The organism is Devosia ureilytica, assembly GCF_024273195.1.
Taxonomy (GTDB): Bacteria; Pseudomonadota; Alphaproteobacteria; order Rhizobiales; family Devosiaceae; genus Devosia; species Devosia ureilytica.
This window is the reverse complement of record NZ_JAMZCU010000003.1, coordinates 515,665-533,202: the sequence shown is the minus strand read 5'-3', so window position 1 is coordinate 533,202 and position 17,538 is coordinate 515,665. Positions and strand designations below refer to the sequence as shown.

The window sequence follows — 17,538 nt, the reverse complement described above, 5'->3', positions numbered from 1 at the left end:
CGTCCTCCAGGGGTGACGAGCGCTTCATGGCGGCGGGATATAGAGGAAAGGGCGGGCATGAGCAAGGGATTCCGGCCGCTGCTGCTGCCTTATGCCCCCGGCATGGGCAGGCATTGGAGGATTTCGACGCCGGTGCCCGGAAAGATCGTAAAATGGGGATGGCTCCTGAACATCTGCGCCGCTTCTTCGTGCGAGGCCGCCTCGACAATGACATAGGCTGTAATGGCATTGCGCGTGGGCGAAATACCATCGGGCGATGCCAGCAAGGTCTTGCCCAAAGGCGCGCCCATATCGACGATAACGTGCTGGTGCCGCTCGGCCCACTGGCCCCATTCGGTCATGGCGCGCTGGGAGCGGTCGGCCTTTTCGGCGTCGGAAAGGCTTGCCCAGGCCCGCTGCACTTCGGAATCCTGCGTGCCCATATAGAGTGCGAGAAAACGTGGCATATTGGCCTCCCTGCCTGAGTGTGGCCCAAGCATAACGCCGGAGGACGTTCGGAGGATAGCTTTGCTCGCCGCTTTCCTGGGGTCACCTCCCAGGCGACACTTCAGTCGAACAGGCTGGAGACGCTTTGTTCGCTGGCAGTGCGGGCAATGGCTTCGCCAATCAGCGGGGCGATGCTCATGCGGCGGATATTGGCCGCAGCCTTGGTCGCTTCGGTATCAAGGATGGAATCGGTAACCACCAGTTCCTTGAGCTTGGATGCGGCGATGCGCTCGGACGCGCCTTCGGAGAGAACGCCGTGGGTCAGATAGGCTGAGACTTGCTTGGCGCCAGCTTTGAGCAGGGCCTCGGCGGCGTTGACCAGGGTGCCGCCTGAGTCGACGATGTCGTCGATGAGAATGCAGGTCTGCCCCGAGACATCGCCGATAATGTTCATGACTTCGGAAACGCCGGCGCGGGGGCGGCGTTTGTCGACGATGGCGAGGTTGGCGCCAATGCGGCTGGCGACATTGCGGGCGCGCACCACACCGCCGACGTCCGGCGAGACGATCATGACGTTCTTGACGTCGTAATTGTCCTTGATGTCGCGGACCATGACGGGCGCGGCGGTCAGGTTGTCGGTCGGAATATCGAAGAAGCCCTGGATCTGGGCGGCGTGCAGGTCGAGGGTCAGCACGCGGTTGGCGCCGGCTTCGGTGATGAGGTTTGATACCAGCTTGGCGGAGATGGGGGTGCGGGGCGCTGATTTGCGGTCCTGCCGGGCGTAGCCGAAATAGGGCAGCACGGCGGTGACGCGGCGGGCCGAGGACCGGCGCAGCGCGTCGGTGATGATCAGCAGCTCCATCAGATTGTCATTGGCCGGATAGCTGGTGGACTGGAGGATGAATACGTCCTCGCCGCGCACGTTCTCGTGCACCTCCACATACACTTCCTTGTCGGCAAAGCGCTTGACCGTACAATCGGTCAAAGGAAGCTCGAGATAACTGGCGACGGCCTGAGCCAGAGGGCGATTGGAATTGCCGGTCACCAGCTTCATGCGCGCGATCCTGTCTCAACCGGTCCCTCGGGGGCGGGACCTTCCAGTTTCGCGGGCAGCTTTAGCGGGTCGTCTCGGACCTGACAACGGCACTTTGGGATGATCGGTAAATAAACCTCATGTCATTCCGATGACGGCGATCTGGCGGCCGGTTCGAGTGTGCTGGTGGGTGGCATAGCGATGGGAGAAATAGCGCTCGGGCGCGGCATAGGTGCAGGCACCGACCTGCTCGACGCCTGCGACCCCGGCGGCGTGCAGCTGTTCGATGACAAAGCCAGGCAAGTCGAAATGCGCTTTTCCACCCGACGGGGTGAAGAAGTGGTGCGCGCCGCCAGGATGGAGCGCGAGGAAATCGGCGCGGAACTGGTCGCCCACTTCGTAGTTTTCGCGCGAAATGGTGGGGCCGATGGCCGCGCGGACGCGCGATGGTTCGGCGCCCAGTGCGGCCATGGCGGCAATGGTGTTGCCAATGATGCCATCGGCCGCGCCACGCCAGCCGGCATGGGCCGCGCCGATGATGCCTGCCTCGGGATCAGCGAAAAGGATCGGCGTACAGTCCGCAGTGAGAATGCCCAGCGCCAGGCCGGGCGTGGCGGTGACCATAGCATCGGCATCGACAGAGCCGGGGGCGATGGGCGCGGTGATGGTCTCTACGCGAGTGGAATGGATCTGCTTGAGGATGACAAGCGGACCAGAGGCCAGCGTGGCCGCAATGGCCTGGCGGTTGGCGTCAACGGCAGCTGGGTCGTCGCCCATGGAGAGGGAGACGTTGAGCCCTTCAAATTCTCCCTTGGACACGCCACCGGCGCGACCGAAGAAGCCGTGACGGAGCATGGGCAGGGCGGCCAGGCCGGGCGCCTGTTCCCTAGGGACGCTCACGCGGTGAACCCCACAGGCGCGAGGCCGGGGCTATGCGCGCAGAAGACCTTGAAGAGGGTGCCCATCTGGTCCTGGCCGACGAGGCGGTCGTGGGCAGCGCGGATATCGGGCGCCGAGGCGGGGTTGGCGCCGGTGAGCGCGGCGGCGCGTTCGCCAATGCCGAGGCGCGCGAGGAACTGGCCCTGGGTCGCCAGCGGCTGGGTGGCGAGGCCGGTGCTGCGGGCGACATTGCCCAGCGCGCCGAAATCGACATGGGCCGAAAGATCGGTGTCGCCTGGGGCTTCGAGCACATCGGCATAGGCGTGGCGGCGGACGCCCTGGAGGGTGTCGCCGGTCTGGGTGGTGGCATAGCCATAGTCGATTGCCAGCACGGCGCCGCCCTGCCGGCTGACGACCTTGCCCAGCCGCGTCAGCACTTCGGCGGCAGCAAAACAGACTTCGAGCATGGTGTCGGGTTCGGCATTGGCGACGGCATCGGGCATGGCGGTGGCGGGAATGGGCGTGGGCGAGAGACCAAAGGCGCGCTTCCCCTCGACCAGCCCCACCTGGCGCTCGTGCCAGCCATCTGACTTGCGCACGAACTGGCGGATGGGCAGGGCATCAAAGAATTCATTGGCGATGACCAGCACCGGGCCAGCATCGAACGTCTCGAAGTCCTGCAGCCATTTGGGGTCGTAGACCTCGAGGCGAGCCTTCTGCTCGGCCATCAGCCCTGGGCTGGTTTCAAAAAGCCGAAGGTTCAGACCATCGCGAAAACCCGGGGCGCGACAGGCGACACGCAATATGTCGGCCATCAGCGTGCCGCGGCCGGGGCCGAGTTCGAGCAGGGTAAAGCTCTTGGGCTGGTCCATCTGCTGCCAGAGATTGACAAGCCAGAAGCCGATCAGTTCGCCGAACATCTGCGAGATTTCCGGGGCGGTGACGAAATCGCCCTTGGCGCCGAGTGGGTCGGCGGCGCGATAGTAGCCCTTGGAGGGATGGGTCAGGCAGAGGCCCATATAGGTGGCAACCGAGATGGGGCCGGACGTGCGGATCTGCAGGTCGATCTGCTGTTCGAGGGTGAGGGTTTCGGTCGAGGTCATGGGCGCAACGGGTTTTCGCGGCGGGTGGCCGCATAGAGAACGAGGACGAGGCCGCCCAAGAGAATAGGCAGGCTCAACACCTGGCCCATGGTGAGCCAGTCGCCATAGAGATAACCGAGCTGCACATCGGGCAGGCGCACGAATTCGACCAGGATACGCGAGAGCGCATAGCCAATGGCGAATATGCCGGCGACCAGGCCCGGCTTGCGCAGCGCATAGAAGATGTGGGTGGCGACACGGATGATGAGGAACAGCAGAAGGCCCTCAAGCGCGGCTTCATAAAGTTGGCTGGGGTGGCGGGCGACTTGCAATGGATCGGTGGGGAAGACGACGCCCCAGGGCACGGTGGTTGGCGCGCCATAAAGCTCGGCATTGATGAAATTGGCGATGCGGCCAAGGAAGATGCCGATGGTGGCGACGGCGGCGATCAGGTCGAGCCCGGAGAGCCAATTGCCTCCCCGGCGGATGCTGAAGACCACGACGGCCAGCATCAGCCCGAGCATGCCGCCATGATAGGACATGCCGCCGTCGAGCGTGTTGATGATCTGGCCCGGATTTTCGAGATAATAGGGCAGGTTGTAGAACAGCACATAGCCCACGCGCCCGCCGATGACGATGGCCAGCATGGTCCAGAAGGCAAAGTCCCAGATGTCCTTGGCAGGGAAGGGCGGGCGGCCGCGATGCCAAAGCCGCTCATTGGCCAGCAGCAGATAGCCATAGGCGGCGCCGAGCAGCACGCCGAAGAGATAGGCCAGCGCATACCAGCGAATGGCGATAGGGCCGATGGCAATGGCGATGGGGTCGATATTGGGGAAGGGCAAGGATTGTCTCCGCGGGTCCGACCGGCATGCCGTCAAATCATGGCAGCACCGTGAGTGCCGTAACCCGATGCCGCCGGCGGTTCAAGGGTGAGCATGAGGCGGTGCGGACATGGTTCGACGCCGCCCGGCCCTGCGGCTTACGGTGACACGGTGAAAAGCGGCTTTCGCCCCGAAGGTTTTAGTAAAGAAGAGGCGAAAGCCGCTTCCCACGATCGGGATTTCTGACGCATGCCTCGAGCGGCCCCCTTGCAGGTGCTCATCCCCTTGGCTGTCGGCGCAGACCTTGGGCCCGGATGTTTTTAGACATCCATCGCCGCCTGTCGCCATTCGCTTCGGTTGAGCGGCCGGTGGTCAGCTTACACGCCCCGCCCGATCGACACCGTGCGGCCCGTCTCCCCACCCGATGCTTCGTCGGCACCGCGTGTTGCCGGTGGGGATGGAGGGAAGTATGGGGGATGGTTGAGAGGCGGGGATAAGTTTCTTGTTGGATACCCCCACCCAGCCTCCCCCTGATAGGGGGAGGAGCGCATCGAGGTTGGTTCGCTCCACGGAAAGACCCAGAGATCGCGCCATTCCGGGTTATGCTGCTCGATCGGGTCTTGCTTCCAGCGGCTGTACCAGCGCTTGAGCGAGAAGCCGCTTGATGTCACGCGCCTTGGTGTAGCCCGACACCAGCCCTTCTCGGTGTTCATAGACGCGACGAACCAGGTCGCTGGTCACACCGATGTAGGTGCGCCCCCGACGCATATTGGCGAGGATGTAAACGAAGCCGCCCATTCCGGCTTCTTCAAGTACAGAGCCCTCGGGTCAAGCCCGAGGGTGACGGCCAGTGGGTGGGCGATCCTGGTGCACCCACCTGCTCCAACAGGCGTTCAACACGCGCGAGGGCATCTCAGGATGGGCCCGGGGTCAGGCCCGGGGTGACAGCCGGAGAGGGTGGAGACATCAGGGCAAAGCTGAAGCTCGGTGCCGACCCCTAACAAGCCAGTCCCGCACCAATCCGCCGCACTGGTCAAGTTCCTGCGTGTGCCCTACATATCGTGCAGAACAATTCTCACACGAGCCGGAGCCGTGCCATGAACCAGAGCAATCGGATTTTTGATGGGTTGGGGCGCGTCATGAATGAGGCGGCCGGGGTGGCTGACGGGGTGCGGCGCGAGGTCGAGACGGTGGTGAAGTCTCAGGCGACGCGGATCGTCAATGACATGGACCTGGTCAAGCGCGAGGATTTCGATGCGCTGCGTGAGCTGGTGCAGGTGCAGGGCGAGGAAATCGAGGCGCTGCGGGCGCAACTGGCGGCGCTTGCGGGCGATAAGTCCAAGTCCTGACGCCCGGGTCCCGGTTTGCGCGTAGCGGTCCTTTCCGACGTTCACGGCAATGTGCCGGCGCTTGACGCCGTGCTCGAGGATATGGCGCGCCAGAGCTTTGATGCGGTGGTGTGCCTGGGGGACCATGTCAGCGGGCCGATAGATCCGGCGGGCGCGGCAGAGCGGATCATGGCGCTGGGCGCCATTTCGATCCGCGGCAATCATGATCGCTGGGTGCTGGACCCATCGCGGCGCGCCGAGCCCTGGTCGGTGGATGTGTTTGCACGCGAATGCCTCGGTGCGGCGCACCTCGACTGGCTCGGGAGTTTGCCGGCCACGGCGAGCGTGGGGGACGCGGTGTTTTTGTGCCATGGCACGCCGGCGGACGACGAGGCGGCCTGGCTCGATAATTTCTACAATGGCCGAACCACGGTGCTGCCTTCGGAGGCTGAGGTTGCGCGCGAGGCCGTGGGCATCGTGCATCCCGTGATCCTTTGCGGGCACACCCATATTGCGCGCACGCTGCGGCTCCCGGACGGGCGATTGATTGCCAATCCCGGATCGGTGGGCATGCAATTGGTGCGCGGAACACCTGATGCGCATTATGCGGTGATCGAAAAGCGGCGCGGCGGCTGGCAGACCATGCTGATCGGCGTGCCCTATGATGCCGAGGCAGCGGCGCGCATGGCGGAGGCCAATGGCTTTCCGGGCTGGGGCGAGGCGATCCGCTTTGGCTGGGCCGGACCGGAGACGCTGGGGTAGGGGGTGGCCGCATGGCTCCCTGCGACGGAAATGCGTTTGGAGACCCCCACCCTGCCTCCCCCTGATCGGGGGAGGAGAAGAGGCCGTGGCCGAGGCAAGACAGTGGAAAGCGTCTAAACCATGGGAGATTTGCCATTCTGGTACAGCGTGCCGGACGGCGTTAATCTTTCGTTAACCAGCGCAGCCCAATCATCATCCACAAGAGATTGGAGTTCTCCCCGTCCCCCGCGTGCCCTGAATCAATGGCGCGGTGTAGGGTTCATCCCAAGGACGATTCGAGTGCCGTAGTTGCGGCGAAGTTTGTTTCTCCTGCGTATCCGACGAGCGGTGGCCATGTGGCTGCACTACCGACTAACGCCTTTTGAGGACGGACTTTTTCATGTCCCTGATTGAATACGAGCCCGATCGAGTGGCCCATCCGGTGGACCTGGTCGAGCACATCGCATCGATCAACGACTGGACTTTCGAGCGGCAGGACGCCGACGAAATCTCCATTTCCGTTCGCGGCGGGTGGAGCGACTATCACGTGTCGTTCAACTGGATGGAAGATCTGGAAAGCCTGCACATTGCCTGCGCTTTCGACCTTAAGGTGCCCGAGGGGCGCCGGGCCGAAATCAAGCAATTGATCAGCCTGATCAATGAGCAGCTGTGGATCGGCCATTTCGACATCTGGCACAAGGAAGGCGTGGTGCTGTTTCGCAATTCGCACCTGCTGACCGGCGGTGCCGATGTGTCGCCGCAGCAGTGCGAGGCGCTGTTGCGCTCGGCCAGCGATAGCTGCGATCTTTATTACCAGGCGTTTCAGTTCGTGGTGTGGGCCGGTAAATCGGCCGGCGACGCACTGAGCCATGTGATGTTCGAGACTGTGGGCGAAGCCTGATGACAAATTTGCGGGGCCTTGGGCCAGTGATGCTGGTGGGCGCCGGCAAGATGGGGATGGCCCTGGCGCGCGGCTGGCTCGACGCCGGGCTGCCCGCGAGCAATCTGGTGCTGGTTGATCCGGCGCCGAGCGCGGCGACCCAGGAATTTGCCCTAGACTATGGGCTGGTGGTGCATGGGGAAGCCGCGGGGCTTGAGCCCAATGTGCTGGTGCTCGCGGTCAAGCCGCAGATCATCGGTGCGGTGATGGAGGGCCTCAAGCCCGTCATCGGTCCGCAGACGCTGGTGCTTTCGATTGCCGCCGGTATTTCCATCGAAAAGCTCTCGGCGGGCCTCGACACGGCGCGCGTGGTGCGGACCATGCCCAATACGCCGGCGCAGATCGGCAAGGGGATCACCGGCGCGGTTGCCGGGGCTGACATTGGTCCCGAGGATCGCGAAGCTGTCGATGCGCTGTTGTCGGCGGCCGGGCAGGTGGCCTGGTTCGATGCCGAGGGCGATCTTGATGCGGTGACGGCGGTGTCCGGGTCCGGCCCGGCCTATGTGTTCAACCTGGTGGAGGCTCTGGCCGCAGCCGGGGTGGCGCAGGGGCTGGATGCTGCGGTGGCGATGCAGCTGGCGCGCCAGACGGTCGTGGGTTCGGCCGCGCTGCTGGAAGCCGATGCGGCGCCGGCGAGCGTGTTGCGGCAGAATGTGACCTCGCCAAACGGCACCACGGCGGCAGCGCTGGCGGTGCTGATGGCCGATGACGGCCTGACGCCGCTCATCGGTCGAACCGTCGAAGCCGCGCGCAAGCGCAGCGAGGAACTGGGGCGCGGTTAATCAACGCGGATGGCGTTGATGCTCCATACGCTTTGACACTGTGTCGCGAATGGACTGGATCCACGGGTGCAGGTCGCTATCGGCTTGATCCGTGGCGGCTTCGGCTCTGTCGAGCGCAAGCTGGGCGGAAATTAGATCAACGTGGCGGCCGGCAACGCGGTCGCGTTCCAGATAGGCCAGAGCCAGATTGGAATCGATGATCGTCCGCAGCTGGCTGGCATTGGTCAGGAGCGAGCCGATGCGTGCCTGGACAAGCATGGCAATTGCAAGGTCCAGGCGACGTTCGCTGTCACCCGTATCGGCAATCAAGCGCGCTCTTTGCAGCAGCACGGTGCCGTAGTTGGCCAGCACTTCGGCACGAGCGGCGGGAAACCTGGCCAGCGCCGGGTGGCGCAGGCAGGCATGGTATTGCGCAGCAGCATCCACGAGGCGGTTGGCCCCGATGTGGGTCATGGCGGCGGCCATGTGGGCGAGGATCTGGGCGCTATTGGCGTCGCGCGGGGCAGTCACAGTCACGGCAACCCCCTCGACGCCTGATTACAGTTTGGCCGTGAGACTCAATCGATCAAGCACCGGCCTGTCGGCGGGATCGACCATGCCGACCAGGAATTGCCGCACCACATGGGCGGCCTCGGGCGGCATCGCCTTGATCGCTGAATCAATGCGGCTGGCCTGGGTGGCCGACAGCTGGCCAAAAAATTCGCGGCCCTTGTCGGTGGCATGCAGCAGACGCTGCCGCCGGTCGGCGTGGCCGGTGCGTTGCTCGACATAGCCATTGTCGATCAGCTGGCGCAGCACGCGGGCCAGGCTCTGCTTGGTGATCTTGAGAATATCGAGCAAGTCGGCCACCGGCATGCCGGGCCGCAGGTTGACGAAGTAGAGGACGCGATGGTGGGCGCGGCCAAAACCCTGCCGTTCGAGCAGGGCATCGGCGTCGCCGGTGAAATCGCGGTAGGCGAAAAAGAACAGCCCCATGATGTCGAGCGGAAGGTGCGCCTGTCCCGCCAGCGAATTTATGTCAGCCTTGTTGACATTCTTTTGGTCCGCTGGCATGGTCCCTCCGTCAGCGCCGCCGCTTCGTCTTATCCCAAAGCCGTTCAGGTTTGCCAAGGGTATGACCCTGATGCATGATTGACGAAACAGCCCGTTCGGCAAGAACTGGCACAGACCACGGATTTCGGAGAGGAACAATGGCAGGCCTGCCTATGGACCAGCGTGAAGGCTGGATCTGGTTTGATGGCGAACTCAAACCCTGGAAAGACGCGAAGGTGCACGTGCTGACGCACGGGCTGCACTACGCCAGTTCCGTATTCGAGGGTGAGCGCGCTTATGGCGGCGAAATCTTCAAGTCGCGCGAGCACACAGAGCGGCTGATCCGCTCGGCGGCAACGCTCGATATGCCCATGCCCTATAGCGTCGACGAGATCGAGGCGGCCAAGGCGCTGGTGCTGGAAAAGAACAATCTGGTGGATGCTTATGTGCGTCCGGTGGCCTGGCGCGGTTCGGAAGAACTTTCGGTGCCGGCCCGGAACAACACGGTGCATCTGGCGATCGCCGCCTGGGTGTGGCCGAGCTATTTCTCGGTCGAGGAAAAGCTCAAGGGCATTCGCCTTGAGTGGAGCCGCTGGAAGCGTCCGAGCCCGGAAACCATTCCGTCCTCGGCCAAGGCGGCTGGTCTTTACATGATCTGCACGCTGTCGAAAGACGCGGCCATGGCCAATGGCTATTCGGATGCGCTGATGCTGGACTATCGCGGCTATGTGGCCGAGGCGACCGGCGCCAATGTGTTTTTCGTCAAGGGCAAGGACATCACGACGCCGACGCCGGACTGCTTCCTCAATGGCATTACCCGCCAGACGCTGATTGGTCTCGCCAAGGAAAATGGCTACACCGTCACCGAACGGCACATTATGCCCGAGGAACTGAGCCAGTTCGACGAATGCTTCCTGACCGGCACGGCGGCAGAAGTGACGCCGGTGTCGCTGATCGGGGAGTACAAGTTCACGCCGGGCGATGCCTGCCGGACGCTGATCGATGCCTATGCGCGGGCGGTGCAGCCCAAGAAGGCAGCGGCGGAATAAGGGTTTTCCGCGTTTGGACTTCAGAAGGCCGGGGTTTTTGCCCCGGCTTTTTTGTTTGTGGCTACATCCCCCTCACCGACTCGGCTTCGCCGAGCCACCTCTCCCCGAGGGGGCGAGGAATTAGAGGCGAGCGCCGACTCATTCTTCTCCCCCTCGGGGAGAAGGTGGCGCGTAGCGGCGGATGAGGGGGTTATTGCCACCGATCCCTTGCAGCGTCGTCTTCTTGCTTTGCCTCGACCCATCGCAGTCCGGCGGCTGTCTCCTCCTGTTTCCAGAAGGGGGCGCCGGTCTTGAGGTAGTCCATGAGGAAGGCCGCGCCGTCGAAGGCGGCCTGGCGGTGGGGAGCGAGGGTCATCACCATCATGATGGTTTCGCCGGGCACAAGGCGGCCGTGGCGGTGGATGATACCCGCATCAATGAGGCCGAAGCGGACCATGGCGGTGTTGCGGATGGCGGCGAGTTCGTTTTCAGCCAGCGCGGGATAGCATTCGAGGATGAGTGCGGTGATCGGGTCGTCTGGCCGCGAGCGAACGATGCCGGTGAAGGTGACCATGGCGCCGGCTTCGACATGGGAAGCCTGGAAGGCATTGGCCTCGGCACCCGGATCAAAGGGGTCGGCGGTGACGCGGATCATGGCTAGCCACCGGTCATGGGGGGCAGGATGGCCACCTCGCGGGCGCCGGCAAGCGGGGTGTCCCAGGGAACGATGCGGGCGTCGCGGGAGAGCTTGAAAATTGCCGGATTGGCCATGGCGTGGTCGAGGGCGTCGTCCTGGCTCCGAAGCCAGGCGACGAGATCGGCCAGGGTTCTTACGTCGGGGGGTGGGGACACCTCGTCGCTGGCGCGGTTGAGACGCTCGCGCAGCCAAGCGAAGTAGAGGACTTTCATTTGCCCACGCCCGACAGATGCGGCCAGGAGGCACGGAGATAATTCCATCCGGTCCAGAGGGTGATGGCGCCAGCGATCCAGAGCACGAGGTCCGAGACGAAAGACAGGCCAGGGACGATGGGTTCGGCGAGAACCAGGCCCAAGGCGATCAGCTGGATGGTGGTTTTCCACTTGGCGAGCTGAGTGACCGGCAGGACGACGGTCTTGTTGCCGAGAAATTCACGCAGGCCGGGAATGAAGAATTCGCGCAACAGAATGGCGATGGCCGGGATCATGTCGAGCGCGGAAAGACTGCCATCCCATGCGAAGGCGGCGATGAGAATGCCCACCAGCAGCTTGTCGGCAATGGGGTCGAGCATGCGGCCGAGATCGGAATATTGGTTCCAGGCGCGCGCGAGGTAGCCGTCAACCCAGTCACTGGTGGCCGCGACAATGTAGAGAAACAGGGCGACTGATCGCGCCGTCGTGTCGCCGGACATCACCAGGGCGGCAATGGGGATGATCGCCAGAATGCGGGCGATGGTGATGATATTGGGGACGAGAAAGAGCGGGTTCCGGTTCATGGCGCGAGAGAACAGGATGGCGGGGGAGGGGTCAAGCGGGATGTGTTTCTTGAGTGGATACCCCCACCTAACCTCCCCCTGATAGGGGGAGGGATTGATCGGGATTGGGGATAGGCCGGCGGCACCCCCACCCTGCTTTGCAACGGACTTAGCAAGCTAAGTCCTGCTCAGCTTCCCTCCCCACAGGGGGGAGGGTGCAGAAAGAACCGAACCGCCGCAGCCTGCGCCTCTCACCCCCTTGTGAGGAGGGATCAAGGGTGGGGGTGTTACGCAACCGCCTTCCTGTTGACTGCGCGGCGCTGTTCGACGGCCTCGGCGAGGGCGCGGAGGGCCGTGACGGTGGTATCCCAGTCGATGCAGCCGTCGGTGATGGACTGGCCATAGACAAGGTCCTGGCCGGGGACCAGATCTTGGCGGCCTGCAACCAGATTGGATTCGACCATGACGCCGATGATGCGCTTGTCGCCATTGGCCAGCTGAACACCGATGTCGGCCAGGACCAGGGGCTGGTTTTCGGGGTTTTTCGACGAATTCGCGTGGCTGGCGTCGATCAGGATGGCTGGGTTGAGACCGGCTTTCTTGGCGGCCATGGCGGCGGCATCGACGCTTTCTGCGTCGTAATTGGTGGTTTTGCCGCCGCGCAGGATGATGTGACAGTCCTCATTGCCGGTGGTGGCGGCAATCGCCGAGCGCCCGCCCTTGGTGACGGCCATGAAATGGTGCGGCTGGGCAGCGGAGAGGACGGCGTCGAGGGCGATCTTCACATTGCCGTCGGTGCCGTTCTTGAAACCGACAGGGCAGGAAAGGCCCGAGGCCAGCTCGCGATGGATCTGGCTTTCGGTTGTCCGCGCGCCAATGGCGGCCCAGGCGACGAGGTCGGCCAGGTATTGCGGCGTGGTCATATCGAGGAATTCACAAGCGGCGGGCAGGCCGAGATTGGCGATATCGAGCAGCAAGGTGCGGGCGGTGTGCAGCCCCTGGGTGATGTTGAAGCTGCCATCGAGATCGGGGTCGTTGATCAGCCCCTTCCAGCCCACCGTGGTGCGGGGCTTTTCGAAATAGACCCGCATGATGATTTCAAGGCGGTCGCCCAGCTCTTCACGGAGGGGTGCAAGGCGGCGGGCGTAGTCCATGGCCGCTTGTGGATCGTGGATGGAGCAGGGTCCGACAATGACGGCGAGGCGGTCATCGGCACCGGTCAGGATATTGTGGAAGTCGTGGCGGGCGGTGATCACGGTGCGCGTGGCAGCATCGGTGCGCGGATGGGTGCGCATCACGTCGATGGGCGTGGGCAGCGGTTTGATTTCAGCGATGCGCAGGTCGTCGGTGGATTTGAGCATTTGTCGGTCTTTCGAGGGTTGCTCGAAGCGGCCAACAAAAAAGCCGCCTCGGAAGTCGGGCGGCTGGCTTGCGGTTTGGTGTTTTGGTCTGGGGTCAGAACACGCGCGCGATAGCCTCCGCCGGGAGCGGATAGCTAAAATACCAAAAGAAGGTCGCGGCGTTGGTCATGGCGGCGATTGTTAGCGACGAGTGGCAGGCTTGTCGAGTCCCGACTTTGGTCGGGGTGGAATTACGGTTGGGCGTCCTGCCGCCCTCGGCTTGAGCCGCAGACCACCCCGACTGACACAGGTTGCCCAGAGCTGAAACCTTGCCCGCCAAGGCGGGCCCTCGGGTCAGGCCCAAGGGCGGAACGGTGTTTGACGGACGATGCGCCCTACAGCTCCGCCTTGCCGGTTTCGCCCATCTCGGGCTTGGCGCCGGTGGCCGCGGCGACCAGCATTTTGGCGCCGGAGACGAGCATGTTGGGACTATCCCAGACTTCGCCGTCGTCCGGCGTCACCTTGAGGAGGCGTATGCGGGGGTCGTGCTCATCGTCCCACCAGGCTCTGTCGAAAGCTTCCCAGAGTTCATGGATCTTGTCGCGGTCGTTGGACACTTCGGCTTCGCCTGCAATGACCACATATTTGTGGCCGCCATTGTCAGCCCAGGCGAGTGATACATGGGGGAACTTGTCGATCTCGGTGAGCTTGTGGCCTTCCAGGTCGGTGAGGAAATAGATGGCGTGTTCGTCGCGCCTGACGCGCGCCGACATGGGGCGGCTGCGCTGCTGCTCGCCATCCCAGGTGGTGAACATGCAGATATCGATCTTTTCAGCCAGCTTCCAGATGCGATCGACTGCTTCGTCTTGCGAGAGATGGTCGTTGTTGTCGTCGGTCATGTCCGAACTCCTTCAAACCGGTGGAAGGAGAACGGAACGGTGTGCCGCCGGTTGCCGACGACGCCATCACTTCTGCGATCAGCCGCCGGCGCCCTGGTAGTTGCGCAGGCAATGGCGCCAATGGGCCATTGCGATGAGGACAAACAGGGGGCCGACAAGCAGGGAAGCGAGGGGCGCAAAATCGCCCAGAATGGGGACGGGCTTGCCCAGCATTACCGCGGTGGGGATGAAGGCCAGGAAACCGAGCGGCGCGACGGTGATCATCATCACCTGTAGTGGCAGGGGAAAGATATTGAGCGGGTAGCGCGCCAGTTCCCAGAAGCCGAAATAGATCGCGAACAGGTGCCGCGAGCGCACCCAGATGAGCGCGGTCGCACCAATCATGGTCATGAGCGCGGCGGTCAGCATGGCGGCGCTGATGAGGGCAGCGAGGAAATAGAGGACGAGGCCGGGCGACCAGTCGATGGAGAGGCTGGAGACCGACCAGACCATCAGGCCGATGGCCAAGGCAATGTGACCGCCATATTCAATATTGAGACCGGAAAAGGCGAGAAAGGTCCACGGGCCAATGGGTTTGACGAGGATGGCGTCGAAGGTGCCGAGCCGAACCTTTTCCTCCATGTCGCGAAACTGCACGAAGCTGACGGCGGCGCCCAGGGCATAGGCGAGGAGGTGGAAGGCGAGCAGCAGAGCCATTTGCGGCCAGGTCCAGCCGCCAAGATTTTCAAAGCGCGCCAACAGCAGGGCGATGGAGGCATAGATGCCGGCGTAGCCAATGGCCTGGGCGATCCAGCCGATGAGCAGGGCGCCTCGATATTCCATATGGGTGCGAATATGGATGCCGACCAGATGGGGGATGACCCTGAGGATGCTGGACATGTTCAGCCTCCCTGCACGATCAGGCGATGGCGCATGCGGGACCAGAGCCAGGTCAAGATGCCGACCAGCGTGGCCAGCCAGATACAGCCGATGGCGAGATGCAGGCTGGCAGCGGGCAGGTCGAGTTTTCCAAGATAAACGGCGCTTGGATAATAGCTGACCCAGGCGAAGGGCAGATAGCCCAGGATCGCGGCCAGGGGCGCGGGCATGAACCAGAGCGGCACGACGGCGCCCGAGGCGACCGCCATGATGCCGCGCAGGAACCAATCCAGCGCAAAGGCTGTCAGGAGCCAGAAGGCCAGCATCGCGGTCAGCGTGGCAATAAGGAACATCATGCTCCAGGACACCACCCAATAGGCCAGGAAAAGCAGGCCATGGGCGACACTGGCCGGAGGCAGCAGACCAACCGCGAGGGCGACGATGACGGCCACGGGGAGAGTGATGCTCAGTTGTTCGAAGGCGTTGTTGCCCAATTGGTTGAAGAACAGCAGGGCCGGATAGTGAAGGGGTTTCAAAAGAAACGTGGTGACGTCGCCGGTGCGGATGGCGTCGCCGACCTCGCGGATATAGCGGGTGGTGTTCCAATTGAGCAGCGGCCCGGCGATGATCACATAGGTGACCATGTCGGGCAGGGTGACGCCATCGACCGTGCCCCGGCCAACAAAGGCTGCCGTCCAGACCGCGATGAAGGCAAAGGTGGCGACCAATTCGCCAAACATGCCGGACCAGACCTGGTTGCGGTAGGCCAGGCGCGAGGTGAAGGCTGTGGCGGTGAAGGCGGGGTAGGCGCTCAGTTTCATGGCGCCGACGCCAGATTTGGCTTGTTCAGGTAGAAGGTGCGGATCACCTCCTCGATGTCGGGCTCCTCGAGCTTGACGTCCTTGAGGCCGTGGCCGCGACCGAGTTCGCCCAGCACGTCGAGCAGGGAGACGGTTTCATCGTCGAGCACGAAATGCTTGGCGGCGCCCTCGTCTGCGGTCAGCGTTGCCGTGGTCAACGCGATGGGGCCGGGGTCGGTGGCAAATTCGAGGGTCAGGCGGCGGCGGGAGCCGAGACTGGCGCGCAGGCGGTTCAACTCGCCGTCGAACAGCAATTTGCCATCATCGACCATGATGAGGCGCGGGCAGATCTCCTCGATATCGACCAGATCGTGGGTGGTGAGAATGATGGTGGTGCCGCGCTCGCGGTTGATCTCTGCCAGGAATTTGCGCACCGCGTCCTTGGCAACAACATCGAGGCCGATCGTGGGTTCGTCGAGGAACAGGATCTTGGGATCGTGCAGCAGCGCCATGGCGATTTCGGCGCGCATGCGCTGGCCAAGGCTGAGCTGGCGAACCGGGCGATCGAGATAGGAGGCCATGTCCAGCATGGCCGTGAGATAGCGCAGGTTGTCGGCAAAGCGCGCCGGGGGAATGTCGTAGATGTGACGGTTCAGATCAAAGCTGTCGCGCACCGGCAGGTCCCACCAGAGCTGGCTGCGCTGGCCGAAGACCACGCCGATTTCAGCAGCATTGGTCATGCGGTGAGCATGCGGCTCGCGGCCGAGCACCGAGAGGGTACCGGCGCTGGGCGTGAGAATGCCGGTCATCATCTTGATCATGGTCGACTTGCCGGCGCCATTGGGACCGAGATAGCCGACAGCCTCGCCAGCATTGATGGCAAAGCTGATGCCGTCGACGGCCCGGATGTCGGTGTAATCGCGCGAGAACAGGCTTTTCAGCGCGCCACCGAAACCGGATTGGCGCTTGAGCTGGCGGAAGGTCTTGCCCACGCCAGTCGCGGAAATGATCGGTGACATCGGGTCAGCTCCCCTTGGGAAAAGGAGGCTAACCGATTCTTTGCGATCTGTGAGCGCGTTGGCTCAACCGGCCATGTTGAACTGCTGCAGATGGAGGATGCTCACTTCGCCGTCCCATTCAGGCCAGTGCTGACGGTGCAGTTCGACGAAGCGCTCGGTCCAGCGGACGATTTCGGCTTCGGTATCGAGTTCGTATATGGCGTAGCCGCCGACCATTTCCTTGGCCTCGGCAAAGGGTCCGTCGGTGATCATCTGACCCTTGCGGGTCGTGACGGTGCCCGCCAGCGCCATGCCGCCGGTCTCGGTCATTTTCGCACCCGCTTCCATGCCGAGCTGCACGATGGCGCCCATCAATTCGGGCGGCGGATTGATGGCGACCTCGGGATTGAGCGTCTTGACCATGGTGATGAATTTCATTGTGGGTCTCCCTTGGGGGTTATGCCGAGGCGACGATTGGGGCGGGCGGAATTCGACATTTTTGGCATTGAACGCGGCAATTGCTGATTGCGCGGTAGCGGGCAAGCCGGAATTGCGAGGTCGGCTCCTAGGGCGTCAGATATTCCCTGATCATGAGCCGGGCCCGGTGTAGCCTGGCCTTGACCGCTTCTCTCGACAGACCTTCGGCCTGGGCGATTTCCTCAATGGTCCGCTCTTCCAAATCCCGCTTGATCACTATCACCCTGTAGTGCTCTGGCAGTGACTGGATGGCCATGCCGAGATCATAGCGCAGATCAGGGTCTGGGCGCGCCGCGATGGCGGCCAGGCTTTCGGCGGCGGCCCTGCTGCGCAAGGTGCTGGTGGCCCAGTGCCCCAGGCGGGAACATTCGCGCTTGACGACCGTGAACAGCCATCCCGCCAGGGCGGCCGGACTGCGCAACGCCTTGATCCCGCCCGCCAGCACGGTCATGGCCTCCTGCACGGCGTCATCGACATCTTCCAGCTTGCAATTGCGCCGCGCGTAACGCCGGACATCGGACTGCGCATGTTCGAGCAAGCCCACGATGGCCGCATGATCGCCAGCCTGGGCGCGAATGACGAGATCCGTGCTTGATTGTGCATCCATGCGGCCCTGGGACATC

General features: G+C 63.3%; 22 protein-coding genes and 1 pseudogene. 5 read left to right on the top strand and 18 right to left on the bottom strand.

Features of this window, described 5'->3' with window-relative positions:
• Nucleotides 1-89: 89 nt before the first annotated feature.
• From NIM87_RS10405 to NIM87_RS10380, 6 genes and pseudogenes are all read right to left on the bottom strand, one after another.
• Nucleotides 90-446: a YciI family protein gene (locus NIM87_RS10405; protein WP_254674590.1), complete on the bottom strand. Its 357-nt coding sequence runs from the start codon at nucleotides 444-446 to the stop codon at nucleotides 90-92.
• 101 nt (nucleotides 447-547) lie between these two features.
• Nucleotides 548-1,480, bottom strand: a complete 933-nt coding sequence (locus tag NIM87_RS10400; protein WP_254674589.1) for a ribose-phosphate pyrophosphokinase — start codon at nucleotides 1,478-1,480, stop codon at nucleotides 548-550.
• Nucleotides 1,481-1,597: 117 nt separating this feature from the next.
• On the bottom strand, nucleotides 1,598-2,314 hold the full coding sequence (gene pgeF, locus NIM87_RS10395; protein WP_254674810.1) for a peptidoglycan editing factor PgeF: 717 nt from the start codon (nucleotides 2,312-2,314) through the stop codon (nucleotides 1,598-1,600).
• Nucleotides 2,315-2,355: 41 nt separating this feature from the next.
• Nucleotides 2,356-3,441 carry a class I SAM-dependent methyltransferase gene (locus NIM87_RS10390; RefSeq protein WP_254674588.1) on the bottom strand — a complete coding sequence of 362 codons (1,086 nt, stop codon included), beginning with the start codon at nucleotides 3,439-3,441 and terminating at the stop codon, nucleotides 2,356-2,358.
• On the bottom strand, nucleotides 3,438-4,262 hold the full coding sequence (gene lgt / locus NIM87_RS10385) for a prolipoprotein diacylglyceryl transferase (protein WP_254674587.1): 825 nt from the start codon (nucleotides 4,260-4,262) through the stop codon (nucleotides 3,438-3,440). Before lgt ends, NIM87_RS10390 begins: the two co-directional genes overlap by 4 nt.
• Nucleotides 4,263-4,807: 545 nt before the next feature.
• Nucleotides 4,808-5,039, bottom strand: a pseudogene (locus tag NIM87_RS10380) (GIY-YIG nuclease family protein); the annotation flags it as partial.
• A 299-nt stretch (nucleotides 5,040-5,338) separates the two neighbouring features.
• Here NIM87_RS10380 and NIM87_RS10375 point away from each other — a divergent pair.
• The 4 genes from NIM87_RS10375 (at nucleotide 5,339) to proC (ending at nucleotide 8,032) form a co-directional block, all read left to right on the top strand.
• Nucleotides 5,339-5,590: an accessory factor UbiK family protein gene (locus NIM87_RS10375; RefSeq protein ID WP_254674586.1), complete on the top strand. Its 252-nt coding sequence runs from the start codon at nucleotides 5,339-5,341 to the stop codon at nucleotides 5,588-5,590.
• A gap of 15 nt (nucleotides 5,591-5,605) precedes the next feature.
• A complete protein-coding gene (locus NIM87_RS10370; protein WP_254674585.1) occupies nucleotides 5,606-6,331 on the top strand; it encodes a metallophosphoesterase family protein in 726 nt (241 codons plus the stop codon).
• Between the two features lie 379 nt (nucleotides 6,332-6,710).
• Nucleotides 6,711-7,211, top strand: a complete 501-nt coding sequence (locus tag NIM87_RS10365) for a type III secretion system chaperone family protein (RefSeq protein WP_254674584.1) — start codon at nucleotides 6,711-6,713, stop codon at nucleotides 7,209-7,211.
• Nucleotides 7,211-8,032, top strand: coding sequence for a pyrroline-5-carboxylate reductase (proC, locus tag NIM87_RS10360; RefSeq protein WP_254674583.1), 822 nt, complete (start codon nucleotides 7,211-7,213; stop codon nucleotides 8,030-8,032). The genes NIM87_RS10365 and proC overlap by 1 nt, the downstream gene beginning before the upstream one ends.
• Here proC and NIM87_RS10355 read toward each other — a convergent pair whose 3' ends face one another.
• Both NIM87_RS10355 and NIM87_RS10350 read right to left on the bottom strand, forming a co-directional pair.
• A complete protein-coding gene (locus tag NIM87_RS10355; protein WP_254674582.1) occupies nucleotides 8,033-8,548 on the bottom strand; it encodes a hypothetical protein in 516 nt (171 codons plus the stop codon).
• A gap of 21 nt (nucleotides 8,549-8,569) precedes the next feature.
• Nucleotides 8,570-9,085 carry a MarR family winged helix-turn-helix transcriptional regulator gene (locus NIM87_RS10350; RefSeq protein WP_254674581.1) on the bottom strand — a complete coding sequence of 172 codons (516 nt, stop codon included), beginning with the start codon at nucleotides 9,083-9,085 and terminating at the stop codon, nucleotides 8,570-8,572.
• A 137-nt stretch (nucleotides 9,086-9,222) separates the two neighbouring features.
• On the opposite strand from NIM87_RS10350, the gene NIM87_RS10345 reads away from it, so the two are divergent.
• Complete coding sequence (locus tag NIM87_RS10345) at nucleotides 9,223-10,113, top strand: branched-chain amino acid aminotransferase (protein WP_254674580.1); 891 nt, start codon at nucleotides 9,223-9,225, stop codon at nucleotides 10,111-10,113.
• 190 nt (nucleotides 10,114-10,303) lie between these two features.
• Here the strand turns inward: NIM87_RS10345 and NIM87_RS10340 are convergent, their stop codons facing one another.
• The 10 genes from NIM87_RS10340 to NIM87_RS10295 all read right to left on the bottom strand — a co-directional run bounded on the left by NIM87_RS10340 (nucleotide 10,304) and on the right by NIM87_RS10295 (nucleotide 17,537).
• Nucleotides 10,304-10,747, bottom strand: coding sequence for a molybdenum cofactor biosynthesis protein MoaE (locus tag NIM87_RS10340; protein WP_254674579.1), 444 nt, complete (start codon nucleotides 10,745-10,747; stop codon nucleotides 10,304-10,306).
• A 2-nt stretch (nucleotides 10,748-10,749) separates the two neighbouring features.
• The gene (locus NIM87_RS10335; RefSeq protein WP_254674578.1) at nucleotides 10,750-11,001 is read right to left on the bottom strand and encodes a MoaD/ThiS family protein; all 252 of its coding nucleotides are present in this window, start codon (nucleotides 10,999-11,001) and stop codon (nucleotides 10,750-10,752) included.
• The gene (gene pgsA / locus NIM87_RS10330) at nucleotides 10,998-11,564 is read right to left on the bottom strand and encodes a CDP-diacylglycerol--glycerol-3-phosphate 3-phosphatidyltransferase (RefSeq protein ID WP_254674577.1); all 567 of its coding nucleotides are present in this window, start codon (nucleotides 11,562-11,564) and stop codon (nucleotides 10,998-11,000) included. Before pgsA ends, NIM87_RS10335 begins: the two co-directional genes overlap by 4 nt.
• 266 nt (nucleotides 11,565-11,830) lie before the next feature.
• Complete coding sequence (locus NIM87_RS10325; RefSeq protein WP_254674576.1) at nucleotides 11,831-12,904, bottom strand: 3-deoxy-7-phosphoheptulonate synthase; 1,074 nt, start codon at nucleotides 12,902-12,904, stop codon at nucleotides 11,831-11,833.
• A gap of 374 nt (nucleotides 12,905-13,278) precedes the next feature.
• Entirely contained in the window at nucleotides 13,279-13,782 is a 504-nt protein-coding gene (locus tag NIM87_RS10320; RefSeq protein ID WP_254674575.1) for a pyridoxamine 5'-phosphate oxidase family protein, read from the bottom strand.
• Nucleotides 13,783-13,860: 78 nt separating this feature from the next.
• The gene (locus NIM87_RS10315; protein ID WP_254674574.1) at nucleotides 13,861-14,661 is read right to left on the bottom strand and encodes an ABC transporter permease; all 801 of its coding nucleotides are present in this window, start codon (nucleotides 14,659-14,661) and stop codon (nucleotides 13,861-13,863) included.
• A gap of 2 nt (nucleotides 14,662-14,663) precedes the next feature.
• On the bottom strand, nucleotides 14,664-15,461 hold the full coding sequence (locus NIM87_RS10310; protein ID WP_254674573.1) for an ABC transporter permease: 798 nt from the start codon (nucleotides 15,459-15,461) through the stop codon (nucleotides 14,664-14,666).
• Nucleotides 15,458-16,459, bottom strand: coding sequence for an ABC transporter ATP-binding protein (locus NIM87_RS10305; RefSeq protein ID WP_254674572.1), 1,002 nt, complete (start codon nucleotides 16,457-16,459; stop codon nucleotides 15,458-15,460). Before NIM87_RS10305 ends, NIM87_RS10310 begins: the two co-directional genes overlap by 4 nt.
• Before the next feature lie 63 nt (nucleotides 16,460-16,522).
• Nucleotides 16,523-16,876 carry a YciI family protein gene (locus NIM87_RS10300; protein ID WP_254674571.1) on the bottom strand — a complete coding sequence of 118 codons (354 nt, stop codon included), beginning with the start codon at nucleotides 16,874-16,876 and terminating at the stop codon, nucleotides 16,523-16,525.
• Nucleotides 16,877-17,003: 127 nt separating this feature from the next.
• Nucleotides 17,004-17,537: an RNA polymerase sigma factor gene (locus NIM87_RS10295; protein ID WP_254674570.1), complete on the bottom strand. Its 534-nt coding sequence runs from the start codon at nucleotides 17,535-17,537 to the stop codon at nucleotides 17,004-17,006.
• Nucleotide 17,538 lies beyond the last annotated feature (1 nt).

Bases quoted from the DNA above. Each gene is read 5' to 3' on its own strand.
- NIM87_RS10365 (WP_254674584.1), top strand. From the start codon at position 6,711: ATGTCCCTGATTGAATACGAGCCCGATCGAGTGGCCCATCCGGTGGAC.
- NIM87_RS10335 (WP_254674578.1), bottom strand. From the start codon at position 11,001: ATGAAAGTCCTCTACTTCGCTTGGCTGCGCGAGCGTCTCAACCGCGCC.
- NIM87_RS10405 (WP_254674590.1), bottom strand. From the start codon at position 446: ATGCCACGTTTTCTCGCACTCTATATGGGCACGCAGGATTCCGAAGTG.
- NIM87_RS10295 (WP_254674570.1), bottom strand. From the start codon at position 17,537: ATGTCCCAGGGCCGCATGGATGCACAATCAAGCACGGATCTCGTCATT.
- pgsA (WP_254674577.1), bottom strand. From the start codon at position 11,564: ATGAACCGGAACCCGCTCTTTCTCGTCCCCAATATCATCACCATCGCC.
- NIM87_RS10300 (WP_254674571.1), bottom strand. From the start codon at position 16,876: ATGAAATTCATCACCATGGTCAAGACGCTCAATCCCGAGGTCGCCATC.
- NIM87_RS10320 (WP_254674575.1), bottom strand. From the start codon at position 13,782: ATGACCGACGACAACAACGACCATCTCTCGCAAGACGAAGCAGTCGAT.
- NIM87_RS10340 (WP_254674579.1), bottom strand. From the start codon at position 10,747: ATGATCCGCGTCACCGCCGACCCCTTTGATCCGGGTGCCGAGGCCAAT.
- NIM87_RS10315 (WP_254674574.1), bottom strand. From the start codon at position 14,661: ATGTCCAGCATCCTCAGGGTCATCCCCCATCTGGTCGGCATCCATATT.
- NIM87_RS10390 (WP_254674588.1), bottom strand. From the start codon at position 3,441: ATGACCTCGACCGAAACCCTCACCCTCGAACAGCAGATCGACCTGCAG.
- proC (WP_254674583.1), top strand. From the start codon at position 7,211: ATGACAAATTTGCGGGGCCTTGGGCCAGTGATGCTGGTGGGCGCCGGC.
- NIM87_RS10375 (WP_254674586.1), top strand. From the start codon at position 5,339: ATGAACCAGAGCAATCGGATTTTTGATGGGTTGGGGCGCGTCATGAAT.
- NIM87_RS10345 (WP_254674580.1), top strand. From the start codon at position 9,223: ATGGCAGGCCTGCCTATGGACCAGCGTGAAGGCTGGATCTGGTTTGAT.
- NIM87_RS10350 (WP_254674581.1), bottom strand. From the start codon at position 9,085: ATGCCAGCGGACCAAAAGAATGTCAACAAGGCTGACATAAATTCGCTG.
- NIM87_RS10400 (WP_254674589.1), bottom strand. From the start codon at position 1,480: ATGAAGCTGGTGACCGGCAATTCCAATCGCCCTCTGGCTCAGGCCGTC.
- pgeF (WP_254674810.1), bottom strand. From the start codon at position 2,314: ATGCTCCGTCACGGCTTCTTCGGTCGCGCCGGTGGCGTGTCCAAGGGA.
- NIM87_RS10305 (WP_254674572.1), bottom strand. From the start codon at position 16,459: ATGTCACCGATCATTTCCGCGACTGGCGTGGGCAAGACCTTCCGCCAG.
- NIM87_RS10325 (WP_254674576.1), bottom strand. From the start codon at position 12,904: ATGCTCAAATCCACCGACGACCTGCGCATCGCTGAAATCAAACCGCTG.
- NIM87_RS10310 (WP_254674573.1), bottom strand. From the start codon at position 15,461: ATGAAACTGAGCGCCTACCCCGCCTTCACCGCCACAGCCTTCACCTCG.